Source organism: Nostoc sp. DSM 114159 (genome assembly GCF_053470285.1).
Genome location: NZ_JBPFEH010000001.1, coordinates 6060364 through 6085921, shown reverse-complemented (window position 1 = coordinate 6085921; position 25558 = coordinate 6060364). Strand labels below are relative to the sequence as shown.

Below are 25558 nucleotides of genomic sequence, written 5' to 3'. Positions count from 1 at the left end.
ATATACATTCACCTCTCTCCTGTAAAGAGAGAGGTTTTGAGGCTTACTGTCTGTTCTAGGTATCTAAGTTTGGGAAAACTACTGGTTTAGCCACCCCAAATTTTCTCTAAAACTGTGTTTGGTGAAATATCCGCCGTTTTTCCCGTAAGGGATTCAATAGCTAGGAATTTATCGTTTTTCGGCAACAACTTAGCTGGATTGCTGGGTCCAAAGATGGCAATGGTATAAGTTTGGACTGCAACACTTAGCTGTAGTGCCGCGCTATCAGTAGATAACATCAAATTTGCCCCAGCAATTATGGCAGTTAACTTACCAATATCATCTGGGGCAGTCACCTTAATATCTGGAGAAGACTCCAGAAGCGATCGCACAAACAGCTCATCATCAAGTCCCTTAATAACCACCACAGGCAGATCGGGCTGCTTTTGTTGGAAGGCTTGAATAATTTGCTGCCAATTCTCGACAGGGTAGATTTTATCTAGTTCTTTAGCCTGTAATAACTGGCCAGAACCGCCATAAATCAAGATATAGCCTGTTTCATGAACCCCTAAACGTTTTTGTTCGTTTTGTGCCCACTCAATATCTGGTTTTGGTACATTTACTGCTAACTCTGGGACAGGGCTATTTATTTCCAACGGTTGCAGCAAGTCGTGATATACTGCTGCCACATATTGGGATGGTTTAAACGGCACAGTATGGGTAAGAAAACCCGATCCTTTGCCTTGGTAGCCAATACGTATAGGAATTCCCGTCAACCAGAGTAAAAGACCTACCAACCAATTTTGCTCAACAATAATAGCAACATCGTATTCGCGATCGCGAATCGTCCCCACTAAATTACCCCAATCTGCCAGACTGTTACGGTCATTAAAATCAAAGTTCAGCACCTCGTGAACTGATTTGCTCACTCGGTAGGCAGCCTTTGACCGGGGTTCAACAACGACATCTATCTGAGCATCAGGGTAATGGCGCTTCAGGTCATCTAGAGTCGGAAAGAAGAGAATTTGGTCGCCAATTCCGCCAGATACAAGGGCTACTACTCGCATAATATTTATTGACGCTTACTCGCTCCCTATTTTAGGGGAAAATATATAGCTTAAAGATTGAGGAATTCTGTGTATTTACTAATTCCAGCTGCGGGAATCGGAAAAAGAATGGGGAGTAACCGCAATAAACTCCTTCTAGAAGTGCGATCGCAACCAATTATTGCTTGGACTTTATTAGCCGCAGAAGCCGCCAGTACAATCAGTTGGATCGGGATTATTTCTCAGTCTAGCGATTGGCCAGAGTTCAAAGCAATTATTGCCGATCTAAAGCTGACTAAACCAGTAGAATTAATTCAAGGCGGCTCCACCCGCCAAGAATCTGTTTACAATGGCTTGCAATCTCTGCCAATAGCCGCAGAACAAGTGTTGATTCACGATGGTGCTAGATGCCTGGTAACACCAGATTTATTTAACTCTTGTGCCGAGGCCATTCGCCACTGTCCCGGTTTAATTGCTGGTGTACCCGTCAAAGACACCATCAAAATTGTTGATGAACAAGGCATAATTCAAGAGACACCCGACAGACGACAACTATGGGCGGCACAAACTCCCCAAGGATTTGATGTCAAGTTGTTGAAACAGTGCCATGCTGAAGGAGTCCGTCAAGGTTGGGAAGTAACCGACGACGCCGCCTTATTTGAAAAGTGTGGCATCGAAGTCCGAATTGTCGAGGGAGAAGAGACAAATTTAAAAGTGACCACTCCACAAGATTTAGCGATCGCAGAATTTATTCTCACCAGTAGAGGCTTATGAAGAGGCAGAGGGGCAGGGGGCAGGGGGCAGGGGGCAGGGGAGACAAGGAAGACAAGGGGGACAAGGGGCAATTTATTGAACAAGTCTCTCCCAAGTCTCCCCCCTCTTTCTTGTCCACCTTGTCTCTTCTCCATGCCCAATGCCCAATTTGAAATAGTCAAAAAATATTTTGACAATTTAGGATATAATGCCACACACTTGTTGATTGTTAGTTGTCATGTACTAATGACCAATACTTCGACTACGCTCAGTACAAGTGACTAATGACTAATGACTAACGACTAATGACTAAATGATTACAGCCACAGCGACGAAGATAGAAGCAATTCTCTATTTAAAGGGTAAACCCTTGTCGCTCGGCGAAATCGCCGAGTATGCCGCGTGCGATCGCGCCACTGTCAAAGAAGGCATAATTGAACTAATGGACAACTATGCCCACCGAGATAGTGCCCTAGAGGTAGTAGAAACCCCAGATGGTTATAGTTTGCAACTCCGATCTGATTTTCATGACTTAGTGCAAACGATGATACCAGTAGAATTGGGTGTTGGTGCATTGCGAACTTTGGCAGCGATCGCCCTTAATAGTCCCATACTCCAAAGCGACTTGATTAACCTACGCGGTTCAGGGGTATATCAGCACGTTCCAGAACTCGTTGAACTTGGTTTCATCCGCAAACGCCGAGACAGCGATTCTCGCTCCTACTCACTCCAAGTAACCCCAAAATTCCATCAGTATTTCCAAATCGAACAACTTCCACAAATACTTTCTACAAGTCAGAAGGAAGAACAATTAGAACTAGAACTAGAACTAAAGGCAGTGGCAAGTAGAGAATAGGGGATAGGGGATAGGGGATAGGGGATAAGGGATAGGGGATAGGGAATTGGGAGCACGGGGAAAAAATAAAAATTACCTCTTTCCCCCCTGCCCCCTGCCCCCTGCCCCCTGCCCCCTGCCCCCTGCCCCCTGCCCCCTGCCTCTTCTGCCCCACTCCCCTCCTCTAGACTTATACCCGTGGTGAATGCGCTACTCTTGTACTATGGTTTAGAGTAGAGTTAGCAATTAAGCTAAATAAAACTGCCAATGGTGTTTAATCCTGACTTTTTGAATGACAACTCCGAGGAACACCCTAATCAACTTCTTTCCGACCACTCTGAGGAATACCCTAATCAGTTACTCAAATATCTACAGCATCAGTCTCCTGATGTTTTAGCTAGGGTTGCTCAGTCCGCCAGCCCCGAAATTAAACAAATCATCTCGCAAAATGTCCAAGGGCTAGTGGGAATGCTCCCGGCAGAAAATTTCAACGTGCAAATCACAACAGATCGGGAGAATTTAGCTGGACTTCTAGCGTCGGCAATGATGACGGGGTATTTTCTGCGCCAGATGGAACAAAGAATGCAGTTAGAGCATTTGTCTAATGGTCAATAATTAATAGTCAGTAGTCAAAGATTTTGGGATTATTGACCAAATAATGACTAATTCGTAATTCAAAATGACGCTCTCTATGAATTACGAATTATTTTGACTACTTCTTTTCAGGATAAGCTCCTGATTGTACTTTGAAGGTTTGAACTTTACCGCTGCGATTGACTTCAATCGCTATTATGTCTCCAACTTTGCTCGACTCTACCAGCCTCTGAACTTGGGCTGAAGTTTTGACAGGTTTCCCGTTAATTTTTTGAATCACGTCTCCAGGAAGCAGTCCTCCACGCTTTGCTGGGGAATCATCTGTGACTCCTTTAATCACAATTCCAGCATCCTGTTGAATATTTAGCTGATTTTCTTGATTAATCTGCTGTTTTCTGATAGGAGAAAGGTCTGCCATTTCAACACCCAAGAAGGGATGTTCTACACGCCCTTTAGTAAAAAGTTCATTAGCGATGCGGGCGGCGGTTTCAATGGGGATGGCAAAACCAAGTCCTTGAGCATCAGCGCGAATGGCAGTGTTAATGCCAATCACTTCGCCTTGGGCGTTTAATAAGGGGCCACCAGAATTACCAGGGTTAATTGCAGCATCAGTTTGGATAAAGCTGACTCGCTTATCGGGGACACCAACTTGAGTACTAGTGCGATCGGTAGCGCTGATGATACCGATAGTGACAGTATTATCTAAACCCAGAGGATTGCCAATAGCGATCGCCCATTGTCCCGGTACCAGGTTTTGCGAATTGCCCAATTTGACTGTCGGTAAATCATTCGCTTTTATTTTTACTACCGCCACATCTGTCACAGAATCAACTCCTACGACCTTACCCTCTAGACTCCGACCATCCTTGAGGGTGACTTGTACTGTATCTGTATCTGCCACAACATGAGCGTTGGTGAGTAATTCTCCATCTTCGCTCAGAATAAATCCCGATCCTGTACCGCGCTCAATACGTTCTTGAGGAATTGGTTGGTCATCCTCTCCAAAGAATCGCCGCAGGAGGGGATTTTTCAAAGCGTCAGAGATAGGATTGGCTACTTTGCGAGTCGCATTAATTCGCACTACAGCCGGGCCAACTTTTTGCACTGCCGTCGCAATAAAATTCACGTTATCGCCACCAGTAGCCCCAATAGCTCCGTTAGGAGAATTCGGAACTACGGATTCTGGAGGCGAAGCCATTGTTACATTCTTTAACTGTTGGAACGAGCGATTTTGTGGAATGAGATAGCGACTGCCAAACAAACCTGCACCACCGCCAATTACCAGTAAAAATACATAAACCGCCAGTTGCTTTAAGGATAACTTCATAATTGTTTTGCTCAAGAACAGCAATGCAGTTGCTAATTTCTAAGTGTAGTCAAGCGAACGGCAAGTGGACAGATCAATTTACGAGAAATTAGGGATTGGGCATTTGTCATTTGTCATTTGTCATTTGGCAGAAGGCAGGAGTTATTATTCTCCCCCTGCTCCCCTGCCCCTCTGCTCCTCTGCTCCCCTGCTCCCCTGCTCCCCTGCCCCTTGCTCCTCTGCTCCCCTGCTCCCCAATTCCCATTCTTCCCATCTAAAATCTAAAGTTAATGCGCTATTGACCTCTATACATGACTTTATCCTTTCGTCAACTGTTTCTCTGTAGCTTAGTTAGCGCCTTGGGCCTAGTAAGCATACTGCCCTACTCAAACTCAAACAGTGCTAACGCTGCTGTGGGTGGTTGCTCGACTCCAGCCTTATCTCGCTTCCAACGTCATAAAGTTGTTCGTGGCGAAACCTTGGAGAGCATAGCGCAGCGCTACAATCTCCTACCTACAACAATTATTGGTATGAATCCAGCTTTGCAGAATGGTGCACCTGCCGCTGTTGGTAGTGTGCTTCAAATTCCTCCCTACAATGGGATTGTAGTCGAAGTACCTCGCAATCAAACTTGGCGAGAAGTGGCGGCACAATACAAAGTTCGTGCTGATAGCCTTTTTGAGGTGAATGGCTGCCAAAAAAACCCTAGAATCGTGTTTGTTCCGGGGGTAAATTGGTCGCCTAATGGTGTTGTAACTAAGTCCCCTTTACCTACTGATGCAGGTACACCAAACCGTGCATCTTTGTCTGGATATCCCTTAGCACAAGTAGCAACTGTAGGATTAGCTTACGGCTGGCAAATAAATCCTGGGACAGGTGAAGTTTTCTTTCATAGTGGTGTTGACTTATTAGCACCTGTTGGGAGTAATGTGGTAGCGATCGCCCCTGGAACTGTAGCCTTTGCTAGCGATCAAGGTTCTTATGGCAAATTGGTCATTATTAACCACGCTGGCGGACTCCAAAGCCGCTATGCCCAGCTTGACAGTATCAAAGTTACTGTTGGTCAGCAAGTGAAAAAAGGAGACTTACTAGGAACAGTAGGAACTAGTGGAAAACCAAGTTCCACTCAACCGCATCTCCATTTTGAAGTGCGTTCTAGCTCATCTCTGGGTTGGGTAGCAGAAGATCCAAAGGGCTATTTGAAAAAATGAAGTTCGTTTTGAAACGCAGAGGAAATCTCTGTGTTCCTCTGCGAAACCTTCTCTACGAGACGCTTTGCGAATGCGATTCTTTGCGTTAAAAAAAAGATGCTATATTTTCGCTAGATTTGACGATGTGCATTCCTGCCTCTGTAAACCTTTTAAATGCTGCATCTGCCTGTTCTGTGTAGTCCACAACACCGGGGACAACAACGGGGGAAGTGGAATCTTCTAACAGATAGATTTTTTTGGCAAGGGTAGCATCTACCTGTTTAATTTCTGTTAATAAATCGTCAATTGTCCAAGCGACACAGTGACTTTTAGCTTGACCACCAATAATTACTGCATCATATTCTAAAAGTTGTTTAATCAGGCGCGTGTTCTTTTGAGCAAGTGGACGTTGTTCAAAATCTTCCAACACTTCTGGACGTAAAATGGAATAGTTTTCGGTTAAAGGATTTTCACCTTTGACTTCAAATTGCGTTTGACTCTGACGCGCAATGCCGTGGAAAAATATCGCTTCTTCTACCGATGAAACTAAAGCATGACCAATACCACCCAACATAGAATGATAAGGCCAAACTGTGAGGGGATATTTCCCATCTTGACTAAGTTTTTTAAGGTAATGGTAAGCGTGTTTTTCTAATAATTCATAATCTCCATTAGTAACACTGTTAGCAACTGCTGGGTTTACCTTCCAGATACCTTTTTCAATATCTGCTGGTGTGATACTAGTCGCTGCTGGAGTTGGATGTTCTCCCGTAGCGTTCACCCAAAAGATCGGATGGAAAATTTGCGTTGCACTGTGAGTATCTAGGGTTGGTACAATTTTCGTGATGATTCCCAAGTTTCGATAGATAAACTCAGATAATCTGACGTTATCATCCACCGCCGCATGACCGGATTTTCCACCTACAAATAATTCAAATCCAGGGATGCAGAAGGTGTTTTGGACATCAATTAACAGTAGGCAAATACGAGTTTTATCTAAAGATGTAGGTTTGATATCGTGTTGTTTTGCCCAAATTTCACCTTCGGCGGCACGTTCTTGGTAAGGTACGCGCCAGACTTCGCCGACTTTATCGGGGTTAAAGTGTGGAGGAATTGGTAGTTGGGGTGTTATTTGGGTGTTCATAATTACAGCCGCTTTTATTCTGTAATAACATCTATGATTTCAATTCCCAAATTTTCTTAAGTCTAGTGTTACCTCAGTAACATCATCATGAGAACCTAAAGTCAACAAAGAAATTACTAATTCCCCAGAATCGGGATGAGGAACAAACTCAAATAGAATCCGGTTGTTGTAGTCTATGGAACAAGCCCATGTACCCAATAAATCCCCTTTAAGTTTATGAGTACGCAAGCTAGGGTAAAACGGATCTTCAGCAAGCTGTTGTAATGTTTGCTCAACCAAAGAGCGTAATTGCGGGTTTCGACGGGCTAAACGCTTAAAATCTCGAATAAATCTTGCACTCCAAAGCAGTTGCATCAATCATCTAACTCCGCCATTAAATCAGCAACAGTTCCACTACGTACTTCACCTTTAGCATAGGCTTCACGAGCTTCTGCAACCGCCTTTAATAAGTCATGCCGTCGCTGTTGTTTAAGGCGCTTTTGGATAATATCTACAAGAATAGCCTGAGCTTCTGGATCTAATGCTTCTACCGCTTCTATGGCTTTCTGGAATGTAGATGTTTTTTCTAGCATTGGCGTCAAAGAATTTGATGATAAGTCTAATTTAGCTGGCAGTAGGAGCGATCGCTCCTCATTTTCCTGACTTAATAGTATATTTGTATTATAAAAACCTAAATTTAGCGTTAGCAAAGCTTAACGAAGCGATCGCTCTTATGAACCGAGATGAATTACTCAAACGCTATGCCGTAGGTGAGAGAGACTTTTCAGGAGTTGACCTAAGTGGTGTCAACCTAAAAGGTGTTGAGTTGTATGGTGTCAACCTCAGCAAGGCAAATCTCAGTAATGTCAAGTTAGGCTATGCTGACATCACTTGTAGCAACTTGCAAGAAGCTAACCTCAGTGGAGTAAACCTAGATCATACTCGAATTGATGAATGCAATTTAACAGGTGCTAACTTGAGAGGTATCGATGCATTTCAGTCATCTTTTGAAGGTTCTAATTTAACTGGTGCTGATTTGAGTCAAGCTCTATTAAGAGGAATCGGGTTGCAGGGTGTAAATCTCAGTGATACTAATTGGGAAAAAGCAAATATTGATAGTTGGTTTGTAGTCAAATTTAAGCATTATCTGAAAAAAGTTTATCTTAAGCGTACTGTTTTATATGTTGACGATACCAATGAAATAAATAACTGTGGAGCAAATTTAACTGACGCTATTTACTATAATTCTGATGGTTTTAAAGACACAGCAGCAAATGATCCACCAGGTGTAATTCGCATATATCCCGGTGCTGACTTAAGTAGACTAGATTTTAGCGGTTGTAATCTCAGGAATCTTGACTTGCAAGGTGTAAATCTGAGTGGCAGTAATTTAAGAGGTGCTAACTTAATACACACAGACTTAAGGAATGCTAACCTCACAAATACAGACTTGCGAGATACTTATTTGAGATATACAGACTTGCAGGGCGCTATTTTCTGCAACACTATCATGCCAGAAAAGAGAATTGAAGAAAATCAACTACATAACGTTGAAGATCCTGAAGAGATTGATTATATATTAGATTTAGATAATGACGAATTAACTTTTGATGATGACGATCAATAATTTATTCACCATTTGTATTAATTTCCATCACTTACACCTATGAGGCTTAGGAATTGGATACTCACAGAGTATAGTTGTAATTAAAGCTGCACTATCAGGAATTGAGTGAATTACAAGTATTGCAGATTGGGTCATGGAGTTCCTAGATTATAAGTAATATTGATAACTCAGTAATAAGGCGATCGCTTCCTTAAGCTTTCCTACTGAACGTTGCGCGATCGCACTCAAGCTACTCAGCTAAAAATCTTTTGAGTAATATATCTTTACAAAAGAGCAAAACTCCTCAAATGCTCTTGATTTCTTTGCCTGTATTATTTTCCATTTTTTTCTATAGTAATCGTCCAAAAAAGCGCTAGCTGTGGCAATCTGGGAAACAGAGATTTATTAAATCTGATATTTGAGCAACAGCAAATTTACCTAATCAGGTTATGCAAACTCTGCCCACAGTAAACACTTCAAGCATCACATCAAGTCAAACCACCTTTGATACAACTATCAAGCGGCGTAAAACCCGTCCTGTAAAGGTAGGAAATGTCACCATTGGCGGTGGCTACCCCGTTGTAGTGCAGTCGATGATTAACGAAGACACCCTTGATATTGATGGTTCCGTGGCTGGTATTCGTCGTCTGCACGAAATTGGCTGCGAAATTGTCCGCGTCACCGTGCCGAGTATGGCTCATGCTAAAGCTTTAGGAGAAATTAAACAAAAATTAATTAAAACTTACCAAGATGTGCCCATTGTGGCTGATGTCCATCACAACGGGCTAAAAATCGCTGTGGAAGTTGCCAAGCACATAGAGAAAGTACGGATTAATCCGGGTTTGTATGTGTTTGAAAAGCCCAACATCAATCGAACTGAATATACTAAAAGCGAATTTGACGAAATTGGCGATAAAATCCGCGAAACCTTAGAACCTTTAGTAGTTTCTTTGCGCGATCAAGGAAAATCGATGCGAATTGGGGTAAATCACGGTTCTCTTGCTGAGAGAATGCTATTTACTTACGGTGACACCCCCGAAGGAATGGTGGAATCTGCCATAGAATTCATTCGCATCTGTGAATCTTTGGATTTCCGCAACTTGGTAGTTTCCATGAAAGCCTCACGAGTCCCCGTGATGGTAGCCGCCTATCGCCTCATCGCCAAGCGTATGGATGAACTGGGGATGGATTACCCGCTACATTTAGGCGTTACAGAAGCCGGTGATGGCGAATACGGGCGAATTAAATCTACAGCTGGTATTGCTACCTTACTTGCTGATGGCATTGGTGATACAATCCGCGTCTCACTCACAGAAGCACCAGAAAAAGAAATACCCGTTTGTTACAGCATTCTCCAAGCTTTGGGATTGCGAAAAACGATGGTGGAATACGTCGCTTGTCCTTCTTGTGGACGCACTTTGTTTAATCTAGAGGAAGTACTGCACAAAGTCCGGGAAGCCACTAAACACTTAACTGGACTAGACATTGCAGTTATGGGTTGTATTGTCAATGGCCCCGGCGAAATGGCAGATGCCGACTATGGTTATGTTGGCAAAACACCTGGTTATATTTCTTTGTATCGTGGTCGAGAAGAAATTAAAAAAGTCCCAGAAGATAAAGGTGTAGAGGAATTAATTAACCTCATTAAGGCAGATGAACGCTGGGTAGATCCATAAAGGGGACAAGGGAACAAGGGGACAAGGGGAAATTATTGAACGAGTTTCTCCCTTGTCTTCTCCCTCTTCCTTGTCTACCTTGTCTCTTCTCAATTCCCAATCCCCAAAAACTTTGTATCTTTTAACCATCAAGGTCGCCGGATTGTCAAGTATTTTGTTTAAATTAAGGATACATACTCGGTCTGTACAGTGGTAGCCTGTGTTAGATTGAGCATACTGACTATATTATTTTCCCTCTGACGCAGCTGTCATTATGGTGATTACAAAAAGTAGGCTTGTTTTGGGTGCTACGGCAGTTACACTCTCCACGATCGCTGTTACTAGCCTTGGCATTCACTCACGAGGTCAGGCTTTATTTAAAGCAAGTCCCAAAGAATTAGTAGATGAAGTTTGGCAAATTGTTCAACGCCAATATGTAGACGGTACTTTTAATCAGGTAGATTGGCAGGCTGTTCGTAAAGAATACCTGAGCAAGTCCTACAGTAATCCGCAGGATGCGTATAAGTCCATTCGGGAAATGCTGAAAAAGCTAGATGACCCATACACCCGGTTTATGAGTCCAGAGGAATTCAAGAATATGCAAGTGGATACCTCTGGAGAATTGACAGGTATTGGCATCACAATTAGTCAGGATGAAAAAACCAAGCAATTGGTTGTAATTGCGCCAATCGAAGATACACCAGCCTTTAAAGCTGGTGTTTTGGCAAAAGATATCATCCTCAAAATTGACGGCAAAGATACTAAGGGGATGGATACTAATCAGGCAGTGTCCTTGATTAGGGGTGAAGCAGGATCGAAAGTCAACTTGACTATTCAACGCGACAAGCAGATAAAACAATTTGATATTACACGGGCGCGAATTGAAATCCATCCAGTTAAGTTTTCTCAAAAGAAAACCCCAGCCGGAAATCTTGGCTATATCCGCTTGAACCAGTTCAGCGCCAATGCTGGTAAAGAAATGCAAACTGCCATCAAAGATTTAGAAAGTAAAAAGGTCGCTGGATATATTCTGGATCTGCGTGGTAATCCAGGCGGCTTACTCTTCTCCAGTGTAGATATTGCCCGGATGTGGATAGATAAAGGTAAGATTGTCTCCACTGTTGAACGCCAAGGAGAGGCAGAAAAAGAAGAGGCAAACGGAAAAGCCTTGACAAATAAACCGTTGGTGGTGCTGGTAGATAAAGGTTCCGCTAGTGCCAGTGAAATCCTCTCAGGGGCTTTGCAGGATAATAAGCGTGCCACTCTGGTCGGTACTCAAACCTTTGGTAAGGGACTAGTGCAATCGGTGCGTCCCCTAGAAGATGGTTCAGGATTAGCGGTGACAATTGCTCATTACTATACCCCCAATGGTACAGATATCAATCACAAAGGCATTTCGCCAGATGTGAAAGTGGATTTGAGCAAAAAGCAGATGGAGGATTTGTGGCTGCATGAACGTGACAAACTCGCGACTCTTGCAGACCCTCAATTCGCTAAAGCGGTGGAAGTGATAGGTAAAAAAATTGCTGAAAAGGGCACACCTACGGCAGAAAAATGAAGAGTTAGGAATAAAGTTAGGAGTGAATAGTGAGGAGTTAGAAATAAAGACCGTCACTGTTAACTTCTAACTACTAACTTAAACTGGTTGGCACTTCCCAGCCCTAATGAGTCCGACACGTCGAGCGATCGCTTCTTCTTGCGAACTAAAAGGCCCCCACTGTTCTATAATTTCTAGATTATCGTTGCCAACTTGCTCGCTGGGGATAATTTCACAGTTTCCAGCAGACCGCTTGACAATATACCAAGTTTCTGGATTGTTCATATTTTAAATAAAAATCTTGTTTTTATAGAAGAAAGACTAAATCTATCTCTCACCAAAATCCATATTTTTTTGTTTTATAACCTCGCTGAGTTTACTCAAAGTCTTAGGTCCAGCAGTCCCATCAATAGGTGTTACTCCATAGTTTTCTTGAAAAGCGCTAATTGATTGTGCTAACTCTTCATTAAACTCTTCATCCATTACACCTTTATAGAATCCAATTTTTTGGAGCATTTTCTTCAAATCTGCTATATCCATATATATTTTATTCAAATGAAAGCGGGTAGACTTTTTTTGCTCTTTTAATCTCTCTTCAGAATTAAGTTTTTTTAATCTATCTGCGTACTTTTGATATCGTGATTCTCTCTTGGTCTTATATTCTTCTGGCAAAGATTCTTCACGCTCTCTTACTGATTCAAGACCAAAAATTAAACTTTCCTTTAATTCCTCAGTTGTTTGCTCTATAAGACTTTTATTCTCCTCTATCTTTTGTGATATCTCTTGTAATTGTACTTCAATATCTTTAATTTTTAATTGCTTAACATTCGGAATAATTGCTGCTACAAAAGAAGCAGTAAACCAGTAGATTGCCTGTTGTTTTAGTTCTTTTTCAGATGAAAATAAAAGCACATATACGAATACTAAAAAAGATATTATAGAAAAAGAATACCCAAAGAACTTTAATCTCTTAGCTTCTTCAGCAATATTTTCTTGAGTACGATAATTTTGAGTCATATTTTGATCTCCCCCTGGTATGCCAAATAAGCATAGAATTTCACTAAGAGGATTATTTTACCTTAAGCTGTTTCACTCATATACCCTTTATCTAAAGATGGGATAAGGAAACTTCTATAGAATCATGACAAAAGTAACCTATTTCTTAATCGAGGTGGACAAAATTTTTGTAGTCCCCTCGATTTCTCAGATAAATTTACCTTTAGTTAGTACTTCCGCTCTTTTGGCTCAAACATAGTAATCGCCACCGGTCGATATTGAATGTCAATTCCGGCTGGTGAATAATAAGCCATTGTGTGTTTGAGAAAGTTTGTATCATCTCGCTGGGAATAATCTTCGCGGAAATGAGCGCCACGACTTTCTTGACGATTTAAAGCTGATGCCAAAATAGTCTGCCCTACTACCATCAAACTTCGTAATTCTAAAGCTTCAACGAGTTCCGTATTCCAGCAACTACCTTTGTCATCTAAATAAATTTGCGGGTATTTTTGTTGTATTTCTTCTAATTTCTGCAAACCTTCAGTCATTAATGCCTCAGTGCGGAAAACACCACAATACTCAGTCATGCAATCCTGAAAAGCTTCACGGACTTGGTTAATGCGGTACTGTCCTGGTTGTTCTAGCAAAGCTTGAATTTGTTGCTGGGCTTCTGTTAGATACCGTTGCTCATCTACAGAAGGTAACTTCCGTTTTTGCACAAATTTGGCGATCGCAGCTCCAGTTCTTTTACCATAAACTACACACTCCAGCAGTGAATTACTCCCCAAGCGATTCGCCCCATGTACAGAAACACAAGATGTTTCGCCAGCGGCAAAGAAAGCATCAACTAAACCATCACCACTGCTACGGACTTGTCCATCAGTATTAACTGGGATACCACCCATACAATAGTGAATTGTTGGGCGGACTGGCATCGGTTGAGTTACTGCATCAACACCTACCAAACGATGGGCTTCTTCCCAGCAGAAGGGAACGCGACTCATAATTTTTTCTTTGCCCAGATGGCGCAGATCCAAATAGACAAAGGGGCCACCAGCACTGCCATTGAGATGAATACCACGTCCAGCGCGAATTTCGTAAGCGATCGCTCGTGAGGTAATATCACGAGGAGCTAGTTCCATGCGACTGGGGGCATAGTTCGCCATAAAGCGATCGCCTTCACTGTTAATTAGATACGCCCCTTCTCCCCGTACCGCTTCTGAAATCAACACGCCTACCGGATATAAACCAGTGGGATGAAACTGCACAAATTCCATATCTTCCAGGGGCAAACCTGCGATCGCAGTCATTGCCAAACCATCACCCGAAGAAGCGTAATCATTAGAGGTAGTGTTATAAACGCGACCATAGCCCCCTGTAGCAAACATCACCGCCTTAGCCCGCACCACCTCTATATGTCCATCCAAAAGATGGAACATAACCACACCCTTCGCCTCATTTTCTTCCAAAATGAGACGCATCACGTACCACTCTTCATAAACTTGCACCCCATAACGCCGCAAATTGTTAACCAATTCGTGCAAAATCGCGTGACCGGTTTTGTCAGCGGCGTAGCAAGTGCGGTTGTGAGAATGTCCGCCAAAAGCTCTTTGGGCAATGCGCCCATCGGGTAAGCGAGAGAACAAAACGCCGAGATGTTCCAAGTCAATTACCACATCTGGCGCTTCTTGAGCGAGAATTGCCACAGCATCTTGGTCTGCCAAGTAATCAGAACCCTTGACAGTATCAAAAGCGTGTGCTTCCCAACTATCTTCGGAATCAACATTTTTCAGCGATGCAGCCATACCACCTTGAGCTGCCACCGAGTGTGAACGAATTGGGTGGGTTTTGGCAACGACAGCAATATTTAAACTAGGGTCAGTGCGGGCAATTTCTACAGCAGCGCGACATCCCGCCAATCCGCCCCCGACAATAATCACATCGTGTTCCAGCATAATTAGCCCTCTGATAGCAAACCACTGCTGTTCTATTGTAGAGATGTGATTAATCAGCTAGTGCGTTGTAACAATAACATCTGTACAAAAAATCCCTGCTTCTATACAGGGAGGTTGTAACAAATTTTGAAATTAGGAGTGAAAAGTTAAAAACAAAGAGTTATGGCACAGGTAGAGTGACTCATAACTCTTGTACAGACGCGATTAATCGCGTCTCTACTCATAACTCCTAACTCTTTAGCTAGTTGCTTGTACAGGTTGTTGCTGAGAGACATTACCTGGTATGGGTTCCATTTTGGTTCCTGGCCCTACAGGACTGACTTCAATATGATTTAACAAGGTAGTGACAAACGCGAACAACAAGAAAGGTAGCGATAGCAGAACAACGAGACCCGCTGTTGCTAAAGCGTACACGGGTCGCTTGGCACCCATCAACGCCAAGGCTGATGCCAAACTTAGGGTAATTGTAATCAACCAAACAATTATTTGACCGTAGATATCACCGAAAGTCAGGGTACAGACAAACCGGTACTTTTGAATATTATTTTCGCTCATCACATTTGCCTCAAGTCTCTCCTAATAGGTTCTACGTTAGAACTATGTTTGCCTTGTAGGCAATTTCTAAATATTTTTGAAAGCTTTGTAATATCACTTCACAATCTAACTACCTTTGGCAACAAAGCAGTTATACTAATAAACTTCTTTCGTTCATGGAATAGATGGCAATCGCGTTGGCGCAGCCCGCCGTAGGCATCGCCTCCTTAACAAACACTATCTTAATTTTAAGCAAAGAGACTATTTGTCATCTACCAAATTCAGGATATTTCAAATAAATATATCAATTCTATTTAATTTGTGAAAATTGCCACCCACAAATCCACGATTTTGTAAAAGTCGTTGGATATCTTGTTTTTCGCGAGTTATTCAGGATTACTATAAAATTTAATTTTTTGCTAATAAATATTAACTAGAGAAATCAAGTAAGGTCAGAATGCAAAAACCGATTTTTTGATGTTAAATTTTGAATATTGCCCGAATTTGTTGACTAAAATCAACAAAATCTTTGTTTTTCGCGGCAACATTGTTTTAGGAGTGAACGTGAATACTATTTTTCTTCGTAAAGGTGTTTTTTGGTTGCCAAGTTTAGCTACTCTTGCATTCGTGAGTAGCGGTTTATCTGCAAGCGCCCAGACAGTAAACAAGTTGAGCGATCGGGCATTAACTGAACCTTCCGCAACCATAGCGTCTCCCAAAGAGTTTAGCCAAAACCTCTCTACAGAAACAACTGAAACTTTTGCAGTCACAAATTTAACTCAGGTAGAGCAATCGCCTAACGCTGCCATACAAGAAAACGCCAGTGTAACACCCATACCTGTTCCAGGCACAGTGGCAACCTCATCTGCAACGCTAACCTCTGAACCTGTACAACCGACTTCTCAAACTCCTGCTCAACCATCTGCTACCAAAGTGGCGCAATCAGATATTGATTTAGGTAGAACTACCAATGGTGGTAGTAGCTATCTGGGCGTCGCTGCTAACATTGGTTTGAGTGGTGGTGACACGTCTTTGGGCGACGGTAACTTTGCGGTAGTTAGCAAAATCGGACTGACAAATTCTATATCAATACGACCCTCAGCCGTATTTGGAGATAACACCACAGTTCTACTTCCGATCACCTACGATTTTACCTTTAAACCAGCAGATGCTTTTAGCGAACCATTAGCGATCGCACCTTACGTCGGAGTGGGTGCAGCTTACAAAACTGGTGATGATTCGCAATTTGCCTTTTTGGTGTCTGGTGGGATAGATGTGCCTCTAACTTCTCAATTTACGGCAACAGCTGCTATCAATGCCGGATTCTTCGATCAAACTGATGTGGGCTTGTTATTAGGAGTTGGTTACAACTTCAGTGGGCTTTAAAAGTTAAGAGTTAGGAGTTATGAGTTAGAAGTTAAGAGTTCGTAATGTTTCACTTATAACTCATAACTCTTCACTCCTAACTCCTAATTCTTAATTCATAATTCATAACTCTTCACTCTTCACTCCTAATTTCTACTTAGGGGTAACTTTGTCAATCACCTTGATTGTGCCATCGTCTCCTACTGTCCAAACATCGTATACACCGACGACATCGCCGTTAGCATCAACATCTACGTTGCCGCTAGCTCCTTGGTAGTTAATCTTTTTACCATCTTTAAGTAACTTCAATCCCTCGCAGACATCAGTAACTTCTGTGCCAGGGCCATCAGCAACTTCCCGGATTTTGCTGGCTATACCAACGCCTGTATTTTCCTTAGCAGCTTGCGCCGCTAATGTTAATAAAGCAGCTGCATCCCAAGCTTGAGGAGCGTATTCCCCTGGCGCACCACCTTTTTTATCCTTCCACAGCTTGTTGAAAGCTTCTAATGCTTTACCATCGGAACCCGGTACTGTACCGATCGCTCCTGTTAAAATATATTTACCATCACCGCCTTTGCCAACTTGTTCGGGAAAAGTAGGTGATTTTACCCCATCTGTCAGCAGAATCTGTACTCCCTTGGCCACACCTTGTTGATAAGCGGCTTTCAGGAACAGACTACCAGTTTCCGCATACATTACAGCCAAGACTGCATCTGGCTTCCCAGCAAAAGCAGCAGACGCTTCTGTATCAAATGTCTGGGCTTTCGGGTCGTAGCGGACAGGCTTATCTTTATTAACTATAGTTCCACCCAATTTTTCAAAAGTTTGCACAAATGCTTTTTCAAAGCCTACGCCATAATCGTTATTAATCACGACTGTAGAAACTCGCTTGAAACCTTTTTTGTTAGCAAGTTGGGCTAAGGCTAGTGCTTGATAGGTATCGGGGGGAGCAGTACGCGCCCAAAAGCCTTTAAAGTCGCCTTTTTGTGCCTTTTCGGTAAACACGGTACTGGTACTACCAGGGGAAACCAGCATGACTTTATTCGGTGTGGCAATGGAGACTGCTGCACTAGAAACGCTACTGGCAAAGGAACCAACTACACCTGCTACTTTATCTAAAGTTGCTAGTTTGGTCATACCGGCAGCTCCAGCTTTCGGGTCGGTTTGGTCATCTACTTGCACCAAAGTAACAGGTTCGCCATTTACCCCACCGCAAGCGTTGACCGTATCGACCAGTAAAGGGATGGAACCTAGCATTTGCTGTCCTACAGAAGCCAAGTCGCCTGTCGTCGGTAACAGAGAACCAATTTTTAGCCCTTTAGCACTGCTTGTAGTAGTTGAGTTTGCTGCTGTGGTAGCGGTAGTTGCGTTGTTAGCTGTGCCATTGGGCGTACTGCTATCACCACAAGCTCCAACTAGAAACCCAGTTGCTAGGGTAGCTATACTTAAAGTTAAGGCGGCACTAAATTTTTTCATAAATTGCTTATACTCCTCAGATATCTAGGAAGCCTAAAACTTAAGAGTCAAACTAGGTTTCTAACTAGCTGGATCTTAGCAAGACTCCAAAGCATAAATCATATCATCCATCTTTGGGAGTAGAAGTGTTTACGTCTGGATTGGTATTTATTTTTAAACACGGAGTTTATTCCGTGTATCAAAACTTGAAAAACGGAGAGGGAGGGATTCGAACCCTCGGTACGGAGTTGCCTGCCGTACAACAGATTAGCAATCTGCCGCTTTCGACCACTCAGCCACCTCTCCATGACTCACGAATATCAATGTTACCAGACTTGCCATTAAGAGTCAATAGTCATTTGTCATTGGTCATTAGTCATTAGTCATTTGTAAAACACTAAGGATTAAGGAGTAGGGACAAATGACTAATTTTTTAAAGGACTTGCGATCGCATCCAAGCTATGGGCAAGCTGCGTAACTTTTTCCACTGGGGAACGAAAGCCCGCTGACTGAATACATCGTAATCGTTGCGTTCAATCGCCTCCAAAATTTGACCGTACAGCATTGATGCTGCCCATACAGGCCAACGGGCATCGGATGCTAAATAGGTAATTCCCTGGTCGGATGTGGTGTAAAATTGGCGGGCGCGGTCAATTTGAAAGCGCATCAATGCCCGCCAACGATCGTCTACCACACCTTTGAAGAAGTCTTGCTCGGTATAGTTAAATTTTGCCAAGTCTTCCAGGGGAATGTAGATCCGTCCCCGTTTGGCATCTTCTCCCACATCCCGCAAGATGTTGGTGAGTTGATTGGCAATTCCGAGAGCGATCGCTTCTTCTATGGGAACATAAGGTTGTTTGTTCTGTTGCCACGGTGCTGCATATATGGTGTTATCCACACCCATAACGGATGTTGACATTAAGCCAACAGTGCCAGCAACGCGGTAACAGTAGAGGTATAAATCCTCAAAGGTTTCATAACGACTGCGATATAAGTCCATGCGCTGACCGGCAATCATATCCCGAAATGGTTGAATGTCCATCGGAAAGCGCTGGAGGGTATCAACTAAAGCTACATCGTAATTTTCTAATGGACGCCCCGCAAAAATCGATTCCAGCTGCTGTTCCCATAGGTCTAGGGTTTCTGGCGTGGTAATAGCAGATGCGGGACCATCCACCAATTCATCTGTACGGCGACACCAAGCGTATATTGACCAAATAGATTGACGTTTTACCGGACTCATCAGCAAAGTACCCAGGTAAAAGGTCTTGGCATACTTTGCTGTGAGATGCCGACAAAGTTTGTATGACTCGTCTACAGAGACCAGCGTTTTCATGCGCGGCGGGGAATCAGGCAGTTGCAGCATTCGTTGCGGGCGGTCGGGTGAGCGTTTGCAGGTTTGAGGAATTTGCTACCGGGAGGGCCTCAGAAATCGCCTGCGCTGTCAGCTTACCAGAAAGTACGGCACCTTCCATACTGGCTAAGTAGCGTTGCATGGTGTAATCCCCGCTAAGATAGAAATTACTAATGGGAGTTGTTTGCGAGGGACGGTACTGTTGACGACCAGGGGTCGCTTTGTAAACTGAACGGGGCGTTTTCACCACATGAGATTTCAGCAATGTTGCTGGATTGTCTCCCCCAAAGTGGTCGGGGAAGAGTTTTTCTAACTCGGCAATAGTTGCAGCCACAATCTCCTCATCGGATTTGGCAATCCAATCTTTTGCCGGGGCTAGAACTAATTCCAGCATCGAGCGATCGGGGTTGGCGTATTCACGGCAGGTATTGCTCATATCAGCATAAACGCTTAGGAGGGGCGATCGCGAGAATAGCAAGTGATCAATTTGCGTAAGTTTACGATCGAACCACAAATGCACGTTAATTACAGGTACGCCCTCCAACCCGTCTAGCTTTTGGAAAAACTCCATTTCTTTCCAAAGTGCTGGCAAAATCACCTTCAGAGGATCAACTGGTATAGCCGATACATACAAATCCGCTGTGAAAACTTCATCTTCGTTTCCATTCAACCCCCGCATCAAGTATCCTTTGACGCTACCATCGGCGTTTAGCAAAATCTCTTTTAAAGGGGCATTCAACCGGACTTCTCCACCGCGTTCGGTGATGTAATCTACTATCGGCTGACACAATCGTTCTGTTGGCGAGCCATCCAGAAAGGCCATTTTCGAGCCTTTTTTTTCTTGGAGGAAACGATTGAGGGCAGTTAAAAGAATGGTTGCTGAAATTTCATCTGGCCCGATGAAATTCAGCGACTTGGCCATGGCAATAAAAACTTCTTTATTGACCCGTTCTGGAATTTTGTGTTTACGCAGCCAATCTGTCCAGGAATATTTGTCCATTTCTTCAACGTACTTTTGCCCCTGAATCATGGCCGGCAATAATCCGATGCCAAAGCGGATTTTTTCTGGCCATGTCAGCATGTCGTTGTTTCGCAGAATTGCCACTATACCATTAATTGGTGCTGGCAAATCTGGGAAATCAAAGCGACTGTAAGTACCTGGTGCATCTGGCTGGTTGAAGATCATTGTGTGTTCTTTCCACTGCAATCGATCTTCAATGTCTAGTTCTTTGAATAACTGCAACATATTGGGATATGCGCCAAAAAAGATGTGCAGACCTGTTTCGTACCAGTCTCCATCAGCATCTTTCCACGCGGCCACTTTACCGCCTAGAACGTCTCGACGTTCCAAGACAATGGGTGTGTGACCTGCATCTGTAAGATATTTCGCGCAGGAAAGTCCTGCTAGTCCCGCTCCCGCGATCGCTACTCGCATGTAACCCTACTGCTCTTCAATATTTCTTAACCGTTTTATCGTTTTCATTATACGTTGCAATCCGTTACATTTGGCAGTTGTTGTGCGATCGCTTCCCCAAAAAACTTTTGCCAAAGGGAATTTTACCTACGCGCACCTGCCCAAACAAATTGCCAATACCATTGTTGGCAATAGCTTTGCGGCACGCACTTTATCTATATTTACATGCAAGTGATTTCGGGAAACAAAAGTATTTCCTTTGACTGAAAATAGCTAATTTTAAAAGTTGTCTTAAAGTAGTTGATTTCTTGGCTAATTTGTGTATTTGCTCTCAGAAAATATCTGGGGCATTACTTAAAAGAAAACTTTCCTCTCCCTATAAGGGTGTAGGATAAATGTTTATGTCCTCTAGGTTGAACAACCAAGTTGTTTACCGCACAACTTAATAGGTAAAAGATTATGGGTGTATCGCAGGAGCTAAAGCGCTTTGGACATCACTTAATTTTAGGTATTTCCGGCACTACATTAAGCGATGACGATAAACGCGCACTCAATGAATTAAAACCGATCGGGGCTATTTTTTTCGCTAAGAACTTTTTGGATGGCACCCCGTATCAGCTTTGGCTGGAAAGCTTCAAGGATTTAAACAGGCAGATACGAGAATATACTGAACGTGATTCCATGTTCCTCACTCTCGATCATGAAGGAGGGCGTGTAATTCGTACACCACTGCCAATTACCCGCTTTCCTCACGCTTATTTGCTGCGATCGCACGCTTACGAAGTAGCAAAAGCCACAGCAGTAGAACTCAAATCATTGGGAATCAATTTATCTTGGGCACCTGTAGCAGATATTTTTTCCCATCCCGATAACCCTGTGATTGGGCCGCGCGCCTTTGGTAACACTCCCGAAACTGCCACTCAAGGTGCCCGTGACTATTACCTTGGACTTCGAGATTCAGGAATTTTGGGATGTGCTAAACACTTTCCCGGACATGGAGACACCAGCAAGGACTCTCACATTGAGCTACCAATACTGAATTTAACTCTAGAAGACCTGCGACTTCGAGAACTTATACCCTTCAGAGCTTTAATCGAAGTACAGATTCCTTTGATTATGACTGTCCATATCTTATTTCCCAAAATAGATCCTGATGTGCCAGGAACGCTTTCTCAGACTATCCTCAAAACCATACTTAGAGACGAACTTGGCTTTGAGGGAGTAGTTGTATCTGATGATTTGGATATGAAAGCGATTTCAGATATGTTTATGAAGGCTGGTACTGTAGCGCGGTCATTTAATGCAGGCTGCGACTTGTTTATTGTGTCTCGTAATATTAATTCATCATCTATTGAAAGAACTTATCGGATTGCTGAAGATTTTGCTGATTCGCTCAGTAACGGTAGCTTAGATGAAGCAGTCGTAGAAGCAGCTAGAGAAAGAATAGAGAAACTACTGGCAGTAACACCGCAATATCCTATACATGCTTTGGATAAAGATGTATTATTGCAACATGCTCAACTAGCGATCGCTAGTTCCTATTCATAACCCAACGCGCATTCAAGTTGCATATTAGCTAATAGCTAGAATGGCATTCCGTAATTTTGAATTTTGAGTCGCACCTTTGGTGCGCTAGAAGCGCAACTTGAATTTTGAATTGTTTAGTGGGTGGTATAGGGGTCGAACCTATTTCTGCGGGTTAAAAGCCCGCTGCACAGCCGGTATGCCAACCACCCTAGTTAATTTAAATAAGAAATGAGTTGGTGCGATTTGTAATACCAACATTTAGATATAAATCCACCAGGGAGGTACTGCCCCTCCTATTTCTGTGTTATCAGCACAGCGCCTCGCTTTTCGGCTCCAGGTGGATAGGTGGAAGATGGAGGAATCGAACCCCTACAGTTGCCCATACCCTGGTTTTCAAGACCAGTTGCCGTCCATTCAGCGGCATCTTCCATTCAGGGGTGCCTGACGGGGCTTGAACCCGCTATGACTGGTTCCACAAACCAGCGCCTCGACCACTTTGGCTTCAGACACCATCATCAGTGGAATCAATGGGAATTGAACCCATAACCTCCTGCTTGCAAGGCAGGCGCTCTAGCCATTTGAGCTATGACCCCATCAAATAAGTAAAAAGAGCAAAGTAAAAACTAAAAAGAAAGAAAAATATTAAATTCATTCTTTTGACTTTTGACTCGTTAAGGCGGGAGTGGTAGGACTCGAACCCACAACTTTCGAGGTAGAAGCTCGAAGCTCTATTCCATTGAGCTACACTCCCAACATTTGGTAGTCCTGGCAGGATTTGAACCTGCAACCTCTTGCTTGTAAGGCACTTGCTCTACCGTTGAAGCTACAGGACTACGCAAGCGAGTGGAGGGACTTGAACCCACGCACTGAGTATGGCGTACTCAGATGCTACCGATTACATCACACCCGCAAATTTTTAAAGCGGATAACGAGACTTGAACTCGTGCCTAGAGTTTGGAAGACTCAGATGCTACCGTTACACCATATCCGCATTCTGGAGCTGGTAACAGGAATTGAACCTGCAACCTACTGATTACAAGTCAGTTGCTCTGCCAATTGAGCTACACCAGCACTATTTTTGGTGACGGGGGCAGGAGTCGAACCTGCCGATGTTCAGGTTATGAGCCTGATGAGCCACCGTTGCTCCATCCCCGCATATTCACCAATACCCCTGGCTGGATTTGAACCAGCAACCTCTTCGTTCTAAGCGAAGCGCCTCTTCCGTTGGGCTACAAGGGCAAAGTCTGAGTGGTAGGGATTGAACCTACGACCTGGAGTTCCCGAAACTCCCGCGCTCCCAACTGCGCCACACCCAGATATTTTGGTACTCCCGACAGGATTTGAACCTGCAAAAAACTAGATCCTCGGTCTAGTGCGTCTTCCGTTCCGCCACGAGAGCTTAGTACCCCTGACAGGATTTGAACCTGCAAAATCTGGACTCTGATTCCAGCACGTATACCAGTTCCGTCACAGGGGTATATCGGGATGGCAGGATTTGAACCTGCGACTCCATGCTCCCAAAGCATGGCTTCTGGCCACTGAATTACATCCCGTTGGTACTCCTGGTGGGAGTCGAACCCACAACTAAACAGATTTTAAGTCTGCCACCTCTTCCAATTGGGCTACAGGAGCAAGTTTTGGTACTCTTGGTGGGAATTGAACCCACAACATACCGTTTTTGAGACGGCAGCCTCTTCCAGTTGGGCTACAAGAGCAAGTTTGACAGCCCCACCAGGGGTCGAACCTGGAATCTTCGCCTTCAAAGGGCGCTATGTTGCCAATTACACCACAGGGCTTTATTGCCAGGGCAGGGTTTGAACCTGCAACCTCATCGTTCAGAGCGATGCGACTTACCAATTCGTCCACCCGGCAATGAATGGCTGCCTCAGTAGGACTCGAACCTACAACCGCGCGGTTAACAGCCGCTTGCTCTACCATTGAGCTATGAGGCAACGAAGCCCCCCAGGTCGGAATCGAACCGACGACCTCCTGTTCTTCAGACAGGCGCTAACTACCAACTGAGCTACCGGGGGATAAGGAGGAGAGATGGGTTTTACCCAGTGGACTGGTTTAATTCAACTCGAATCAGCCACTCCATCATCTCTCCCATGTAACGAGAGTGGAGGGATTTGAACCCTCACGTCTTCAGTTTCGTAGACTGAGATGTTATCCAGTTACACCACACTCTCAAAACGGAGAGAACAGGATTTGAACCTGCGACGGATATTAACTACCCGTTTCCTCTTAGCAGGAGGACGCTTTCAGCCACTCAGCCACCTCTCCACAGTGGGTCGAGCAGGATTTGAACCTGCGTGCAAAAAAGAACAGTTTTACAGACTGTCGCCTTCAACCAGACTCGGCCACCGACCCAAAATGATTCCCCTGACGGGACTTGAACCCGCAATTTCTGCTTTGAAAGAACAGCGACTTAACCATTCGTCCACAGGGGCATGATTGACGCAGGGACTAGGATTTGAACCCAGAACATCGGATTTGGAGTCACGAGGTGTTGCCGTTACACCATCCCTGCATTTGGTGGCAGCAGCGGGATTTGCACCCGCATATACCAGGGTATGAACCTGGGGCTTTGCTGATTAAGCTACGCTGCGACAGAGGTCAAGGCGGGATTTGAACCCGCGCTAATCGGTTTTGCAGACCAACGCCTTACCAACTTGGCTACCTGACCATTTGGGAGTCCCGACGAGATTCGCACTCGCAATCTTCAGCTTGAGAAACTGACGGCTTAAACTATTCGCCTACAGGACTGCAACCAGGGTGACGGGACTCGAACCCGCAACATTTCCGCAGACAACGGAACGCTCTAGCCAGTTGAGCTACACCCCGATTTTTGAGAATCTGTGCCTAAAATTTTAGGTTTTTAGGCACAGATTTTGTTGGTGAACTTGCCCATTTCTTATTTAGTTTTCAAGGTTCAGATAATTGACTTTTAACTGTTAGGAAAACAACCGAAATTCTAGGTAGTAAACCTGTTGTGTATTACGGATGTATTCAGTGGTTTTGATGAGTGCAAACTTAGAACTTTTTTCGTTTATTGCCTCTACTACCGATGGTTTGCAAGTAGGAGCAGTTTTGTTGACTGGGGACTCTGGTTTATTCCAACGCCTGTCCTTTAGTTGGATGTAGAACATAAATTTGACTCTTGAGAAGCTTTGTCTTTCGCCTCACTACAAATATACTACAAAATACTACAAAAGGTGTCAAGGGGTTTTAGAAAGTTTTTTTGAAATTGTCTATAAAAGCTGCTGCACTTATATTTGAGCTTGCTAAACTCTCTGAAAAATCAAACTACAGTTTATGATTGGGTGAATCTTTA

The 25558-nt window shown here is 43.7% G+C and carries 22 protein-coding genes and 31 tRNA genes; 9 read left to right on the top strand and 44 right to left on the bottom strand.

What is annotated here, in order from left to right; translation table 11 throughout:
• Positions 1 to 86: 86 nt before the first annotated feature.
• On the bottom strand, positions 87 to 1046 hold the full coding sequence (locus tag ACR5KR_RS25685; protein ID WP_448268476.1) for a glycosyltransferase family 9 protein: 960 nt from the start codon (positions 1044 to 1046) through the stop codon (positions 87 to 89).
• 69 nt (positions 1047 to 1115) lie between these two features.
• Here ACR5KR_RS25685 and ispD point away from each other — a divergent pair, with 69 nt between their 5' ends.
• The 3 genes from ispD (at position 1116) to ACR5KR_RS25670 (ending at position 3228) form a co-directional block, all read left to right on the top strand.
• On the top strand, positions 1116 to 1799 hold the full coding sequence (gene ispD / locus ACR5KR_RS25680) for a 2-C-methyl-D-erythritol 4-phosphate cytidylyltransferase (protein WP_445629917.1): 684 nt from the start codon (positions 1116 to 1118) through the stop codon (positions 1797 to 1799).
• 292 nt (positions 1800 to 2091) lie between these two features.
• Positions 2092 to 2634: an SMC-Scp complex subunit ScpB gene (gene scpB, locus ACR5KR_RS25675; RefSeq protein WP_322710665.1), complete on the top strand. Its 543-nt coding sequence runs from the start codon at positions 2092 to 2094 to the stop codon at positions 2632 to 2634.
• A gap of 246 nt (positions 2635 to 2880) precedes the next feature.
• Entirely contained in the window at positions 2881 to 3228 is a 348-nt protein-coding gene (locus ACR5KR_RS25670; RefSeq protein ID WP_094347414.1) for a DUF760 domain-containing protein, read from the top strand.
• 97 nt (positions 3229 to 3325) lie between these two features.
• On the opposite strand, the gene ACR5KR_RS25665 is transcribed toward ACR5KR_RS25670, so the two are convergent.
• Positions 3326 to 4534 carry an HhoA/HhoB/HtrA family serine endopeptidase gene (locus tag ACR5KR_RS25665; RefSeq protein ID WP_448268475.1) on the bottom strand — a complete coding sequence of 403 codons (1209 nt, stop codon included), beginning with the start codon at positions 4532 to 4534 and terminating at the stop codon, positions 3326 to 3328.
• A gap of 290 nt (positions 4535 to 4824) precedes the next feature.
• Between ACR5KR_RS25665 and ACR5KR_RS25660 the strand changes: the two genes are divergently transcribed.
• Positions 4825 to 5724: a LysM peptidoglycan-binding domain-containing M23 family metallopeptidase gene (locus tag ACR5KR_RS25660; protein ID WP_448268474.1), complete on the top strand. Its 900-nt coding sequence runs from the start codon at positions 4825 to 4827 to the stop codon at positions 5722 to 5724.
• Between the two features lie 85 nt (positions 5725 to 5809).
• Here ACR5KR_RS25660 and ACR5KR_RS25655 read toward each other — a convergent pair whose 3' ends face one another.
• Genes ACR5KR_RS25655 through ACR5KR_RS25645 form a run of 3 tightly spaced genes read right to left on the bottom strand, consistent with a single transcriptional unit; the run spans position 5810 to position 7419 of the window.
• On the bottom strand, positions 5810 to 6847 hold the full coding sequence (locus tag ACR5KR_RS25655) for an isochorismatase (RefSeq protein ID WP_448268472.1): 1038 nt from the start codon (positions 6845 to 6847) through the stop codon (positions 5810 to 5812).
• A gap of 39 nt (positions 6848 to 6886) precedes the next feature.
• Positions 6887 to 7201, bottom strand: a complete 315-nt coding sequence (locus tag ACR5KR_RS25650) for a type II toxin-antitoxin system RelE/ParE family toxin (RefSeq protein ID WP_448268471.1) — start codon at positions 7199 to 7201, stop codon at positions 6887 to 6889.
• Positions 7201 to 7419 (bottom strand): hypothetical protein, encoded by a 219-nt coding sequence (locus ACR5KR_RS25645; protein ID WP_445629922.1) that lies wholly within the window; start codon positions 7417 to 7419, stop codon positions 7201 to 7203. Before ACR5KR_RS25645 ends, ACR5KR_RS25650 begins: the two co-directional genes overlap by 1 nt.
• Positions 7420 to 7502: 83 nt before the next feature.
• On the opposite strand from ACR5KR_RS25645, the gene ACR5KR_RS25640 reads away from it, so the two are divergent.
• The 3 genes from ACR5KR_RS25640 (at position 7503) to ctpC (ending at position 11645) form a co-directional block, all read left to right on the top strand.
• A complete protein-coding gene (locus ACR5KR_RS25640; RefSeq protein ID WP_448268470.1) occupies positions 7503 to 8453 on the top strand; it encodes a pentapeptide repeat-containing protein in 951 nt (316 codons plus the stop codon).
• A gap of 428 nt (positions 8454 to 8881) precedes the next feature.
• Entirely contained in the window at positions 8882 to 10108 is a 1227-nt protein-coding gene (ispG, locus tag ACR5KR_RS25635) for a (E)-4-hydroxy-3-methylbut-2-enyl-diphosphate synthase (RefSeq protein WP_448268469.1), read from the top strand.
• A gap of 253 nt (positions 10109 to 10361) precedes the next feature.
• Positions 10362 to 11645 carry a carboxyl-terminal processing protease CtpC gene (gene ctpC / locus ACR5KR_RS25630; protein ID WP_448268468.1) on the top strand — a complete coding sequence of 428 codons (1284 nt, stop codon included), beginning with the start codon at positions 10362 to 10364 and terminating at the stop codon, positions 11643 to 11645.
• Positions 11646 to 11723: 78 nt separating this feature from the next.
• Here the strand turns inward: ctpC and ACR5KR_RS25625 are convergent, their stop codons facing one another.
• The 4 genes from ACR5KR_RS25625 to ACR5KR_RS25610 form a co-directional block, all read right to left on the bottom strand.
• A complete protein-coding gene (locus ACR5KR_RS25625; RefSeq protein ID WP_448268466.1) occupies positions 11724 to 11909 on the bottom strand; it encodes a DDE transposase family protein in 186 nt (61 codons plus the stop codon).
• Between the two features lie 42 nt (positions 11910 to 11951).
• Positions 11952 to 12641 carry a peptidoglycan-binding protein gene (locus ACR5KR_RS25620; RefSeq protein WP_448268465.1) on the bottom strand — a complete coding sequence of 230 codons (690 nt, stop codon included), beginning with the start codon at positions 12639 to 12641 and terminating at the stop codon, positions 11952 to 11954.
• Between the two features lie 206 nt (positions 12642 to 12847).
• On the bottom strand, positions 12848 to 14575 hold the full coding sequence (locus ACR5KR_RS25615) for a succinate dehydrogenase/fumarate reductase flavoprotein subunit (protein ID WP_448268463.1): 1728 nt from the start codon (positions 14573 to 14575) through the stop codon (positions 12848 to 12850).
• Between the two features lie 237 nt (positions 14576 to 14812).
• On the bottom strand, positions 14813 to 15130 hold the full coding sequence (locus ACR5KR_RS25610; RefSeq protein ID WP_099102821.1) for a hypothetical protein: 318 nt from the start codon (positions 15128 to 15130) through the stop codon (positions 14813 to 14815).
• 543 nt (positions 15131 to 15673) lie between these two features.
• Here ACR5KR_RS25610 and ACR5KR_RS25605 point away from each other — a divergent pair.
• The gene (locus ACR5KR_RS25605) at positions 15674 to 16495 is read left to right on the top strand and encodes a hypothetical protein (RefSeq protein ID WP_448268462.1); all 822 of its coding nucleotides are present in this window, start codon (positions 15674 to 15676) and stop codon (positions 16493 to 16495) included.
• A gap of 132 nt (positions 16496 to 16627) precedes the next feature.
• On the opposite strand, the gene ACR5KR_RS25600 is transcribed toward ACR5KR_RS25605, so the two are convergent.
• The 4 genes from ACR5KR_RS25600 to pds form a co-directional block, all read right to left on the bottom strand.
• Complete coding sequence (locus ACR5KR_RS25600; protein WP_445629930.1) at positions 16628 to 17950, bottom strand: ABC transporter substrate-binding protein; 1323 nt, start codon at positions 17948 to 17950, stop codon at positions 16628 to 16630.
• A 193-nt stretch (positions 17951 to 18143) separates the two neighbouring features.
• Positions 18144 to 18235 (bottom strand) — tRNA-Ser (locus ACR5KR_RS25595).
• Positions 18236 to 18362: 127 nt separating this feature from the next.
• Complete coding sequence (crtB, locus tag ACR5KR_RS25590) at positions 18363 to 19295, bottom strand: 15-cis-phytoene synthase CrtB (RefSeq protein WP_448268460.1); 933 nt, start codon at positions 19293 to 19295, stop codon at positions 18363 to 18365.
• Positions 19279 to 20718 carry a 15-cis-phytoene desaturase gene (gene pds / locus ACR5KR_RS25585; protein WP_448268459.1) on the bottom strand — a complete coding sequence of 480 codons (1440 nt, stop codon included), beginning with the start codon at positions 20716 to 20718 and terminating at the stop codon, positions 19279 to 19281. The genes crtB and pds overlap by 17 nt, the downstream gene beginning before the upstream one ends.
• Before the next feature lie 438 nt (positions 20719 to 21156).
• Between pds and ACR5KR_RS25580 the strand changes: the two genes are divergently transcribed.
• Positions 21157 to 22245 carry a glycoside hydrolase family 3 N-terminal domain-containing protein gene (locus ACR5KR_RS25580; protein ID WP_448268458.1) on the top strand — a complete coding sequence of 363 codons (1089 nt, stop codon included), beginning with the start codon at positions 21157 to 21159 and terminating at the stop codon, positions 22243 to 22245.
• Positions 22246 to 22362: 117 nt separating this feature from the next.
• Here the strand turns inward: ACR5KR_RS25580 and ACR5KR_RS25575 are convergent.
• From ACR5KR_RS25575 to ACR5KR_RS25425, 31 genes are all read right to left on the bottom strand, one after another.
• Positions 22363 to 22433: transfer RNA gene (locus ACR5KR_RS25575), tRNA-Lys, on the bottom strand.
• Positions 22434 to 22570: 137 nt separating this feature from the next.
• Positions 22571 to 22653, bottom strand: a tRNA-OTHER gene (locus tag ACR5KR_RS25570).
• A gap of 7 nt (positions 22654 to 22660) precedes the next feature.
• Positions 22661 to 22734: transfer RNA gene (locus ACR5KR_RS25565), tRNA-His, on the bottom strand.
• Between the two features lie 9 nt (positions 22735 to 22743).
• A tRNA-Ala gene (locus tag ACR5KR_RS25560) sits at positions 22744 to 22817 on the bottom strand.
• Between the two features lie 84 nt (positions 22818 to 22901).
• A tRNA-Arg gene (locus ACR5KR_RS25555) sits at positions 22902 to 22975 on the bottom strand.
• 6 nt (positions 22976 to 22981) lie between these two features.
• Positions 22982 to 23057, bottom strand: a tRNA-Val gene (locus tag ACR5KR_RS25550).
• Positions 23058 to 23062: 5 nt separating this feature from the next.
• A tRNA-Gly gene (locus tag ACR5KR_RS25545) sits at positions 23063 to 23134 on the bottom strand.
• Positions 23135 to 23144: 10 nt separating this feature from the next.
• Positions 23145 to 23215: transfer RNA gene (locus ACR5KR_RS25540), tRNA-Gly, on the bottom strand.
• A gap of 4 nt (positions 23216 to 23219) precedes the next feature.
• Positions 23220 to 23295: transfer RNA gene (locus ACR5KR_RS25535), tRNA-Thr, on the bottom strand.
• Between the two features lie 8 nt (positions 23296 to 23303).
• Positions 23304 to 23380 (bottom strand) — tRNA-Met (locus ACR5KR_RS25530).
• A gap of 10 nt (positions 23381 to 23390) precedes the next feature.
• A tRNA-Leu gene (locus tag ACR5KR_RS25525) sits at positions 23391 to 23463 on the bottom strand.
• Between the two features lie 4 nt (positions 23464 to 23467).
• Positions 23468 to 23540 (bottom strand) — tRNA-Pro (locus ACR5KR_RS25520).
• A gap of 6 nt (positions 23541 to 23546) precedes the next feature.
• Positions 23547 to 23623: transfer RNA gene (locus ACR5KR_RS25515), tRNA-Leu, on the bottom strand.
• Positions 23624 to 23627: 4 nt separating this feature from the next.
• Positions 23628 to 23701 (bottom strand) — tRNA-Leu (locus ACR5KR_RS25510).
• Positions 23702 to 23704: 3 nt separating this feature from the next.
• Positions 23705 to 23777 (bottom strand) — tRNA-Pro (locus ACR5KR_RS25505).
• Position 23778: 1 nt separating this feature from the next.
• Positions 23779 to 23856 (bottom strand) — tRNA-Leu (locus tag ACR5KR_RS25500).
• A gap of 6 nt (positions 23857 to 23862) precedes the next feature.
• Positions 23863 to 23939: transfer RNA gene (locus ACR5KR_RS25495), tRNA-Leu, on the bottom strand.
• 8 nt (positions 23940 to 23947) lie between these two features.
• Positions 23948 to 24020, bottom strand: a tRNA-Gln gene (locus tag ACR5KR_RS25490).
• A 3-nt stretch (positions 24021 to 24023) separates the two neighbouring features.
• Positions 24024 to 24096: transfer RNA gene (locus ACR5KR_RS25485), tRNA-Gln, on the bottom strand.
• A 5-nt stretch (positions 24097 to 24101) separates the two neighbouring features.
• Positions 24102 to 24176: transfer RNA gene (locus ACR5KR_RS25480), tRNA-Asn, on the bottom strand.
• Positions 24177 to 24182: 6 nt separating this feature from the next.
• A tRNA-Phe gene (locus ACR5KR_RS25475) sits at positions 24183 to 24257 on the bottom strand.
• A gap of 81 nt (positions 24258 to 24338) precedes the next feature.
• Positions 24339 to 24413: transfer RNA gene (locus tag ACR5KR_RS25470), tRNA-Arg, on the bottom strand.
• Positions 24414 to 24417: 4 nt separating this feature from the next.
• Positions 24418 to 24507: transfer RNA gene (locus ACR5KR_RS25465), tRNA-Ser, on the bottom strand.
• A gap of 4 nt (positions 24508 to 24511) precedes the next feature.
• Positions 24512 to 24594, bottom strand: a tRNA-Tyr gene (locus tag ACR5KR_RS25460).
• A gap of 7 nt (positions 24595 to 24601) precedes the next feature.
• A tRNA-Glu gene (locus ACR5KR_RS25455) sits at positions 24602 to 24673 on the bottom strand.
• A 9-nt stretch (positions 24674 to 24682) separates the two neighbouring features.
• Positions 24683 to 24754 (bottom strand) — tRNA-Trp (locus tag ACR5KR_RS25450).
• Positions 24755 to 24757: 3 nt separating this feature from the next.
• Positions 24758 to 24833 (bottom strand) — tRNA-Met (locus ACR5KR_RS25445).
• 4 nt (positions 24834 to 24837) lie between these two features.
• Positions 24838 to 24910 (bottom strand) — tRNA-Cys (locus ACR5KR_RS25440).
• A gap of 3 nt (positions 24911 to 24913) precedes the next feature.
• Positions 24914 to 24990: transfer RNA gene (locus tag ACR5KR_RS25435), tRNA-Glu, on the bottom strand.
• Positions 24991 to 24994: 4 nt separating this feature from the next.
• Positions 24995 to 25068 (bottom strand) — tRNA-Asp (locus ACR5KR_RS25430).
• 110 nt (positions 25069 to 25178) lie between these two features.
• Positions 25179 to 25373: a hypothetical protein gene (locus ACR5KR_RS25425; protein WP_448268457.1), complete on the bottom strand. Its 195-nt coding sequence runs from the start codon at positions 25371 to 25373 to the stop codon at positions 25179 to 25181.
• Between the last annotated feature and the right edge of the window lie 185 nt (positions 25374 to 25558).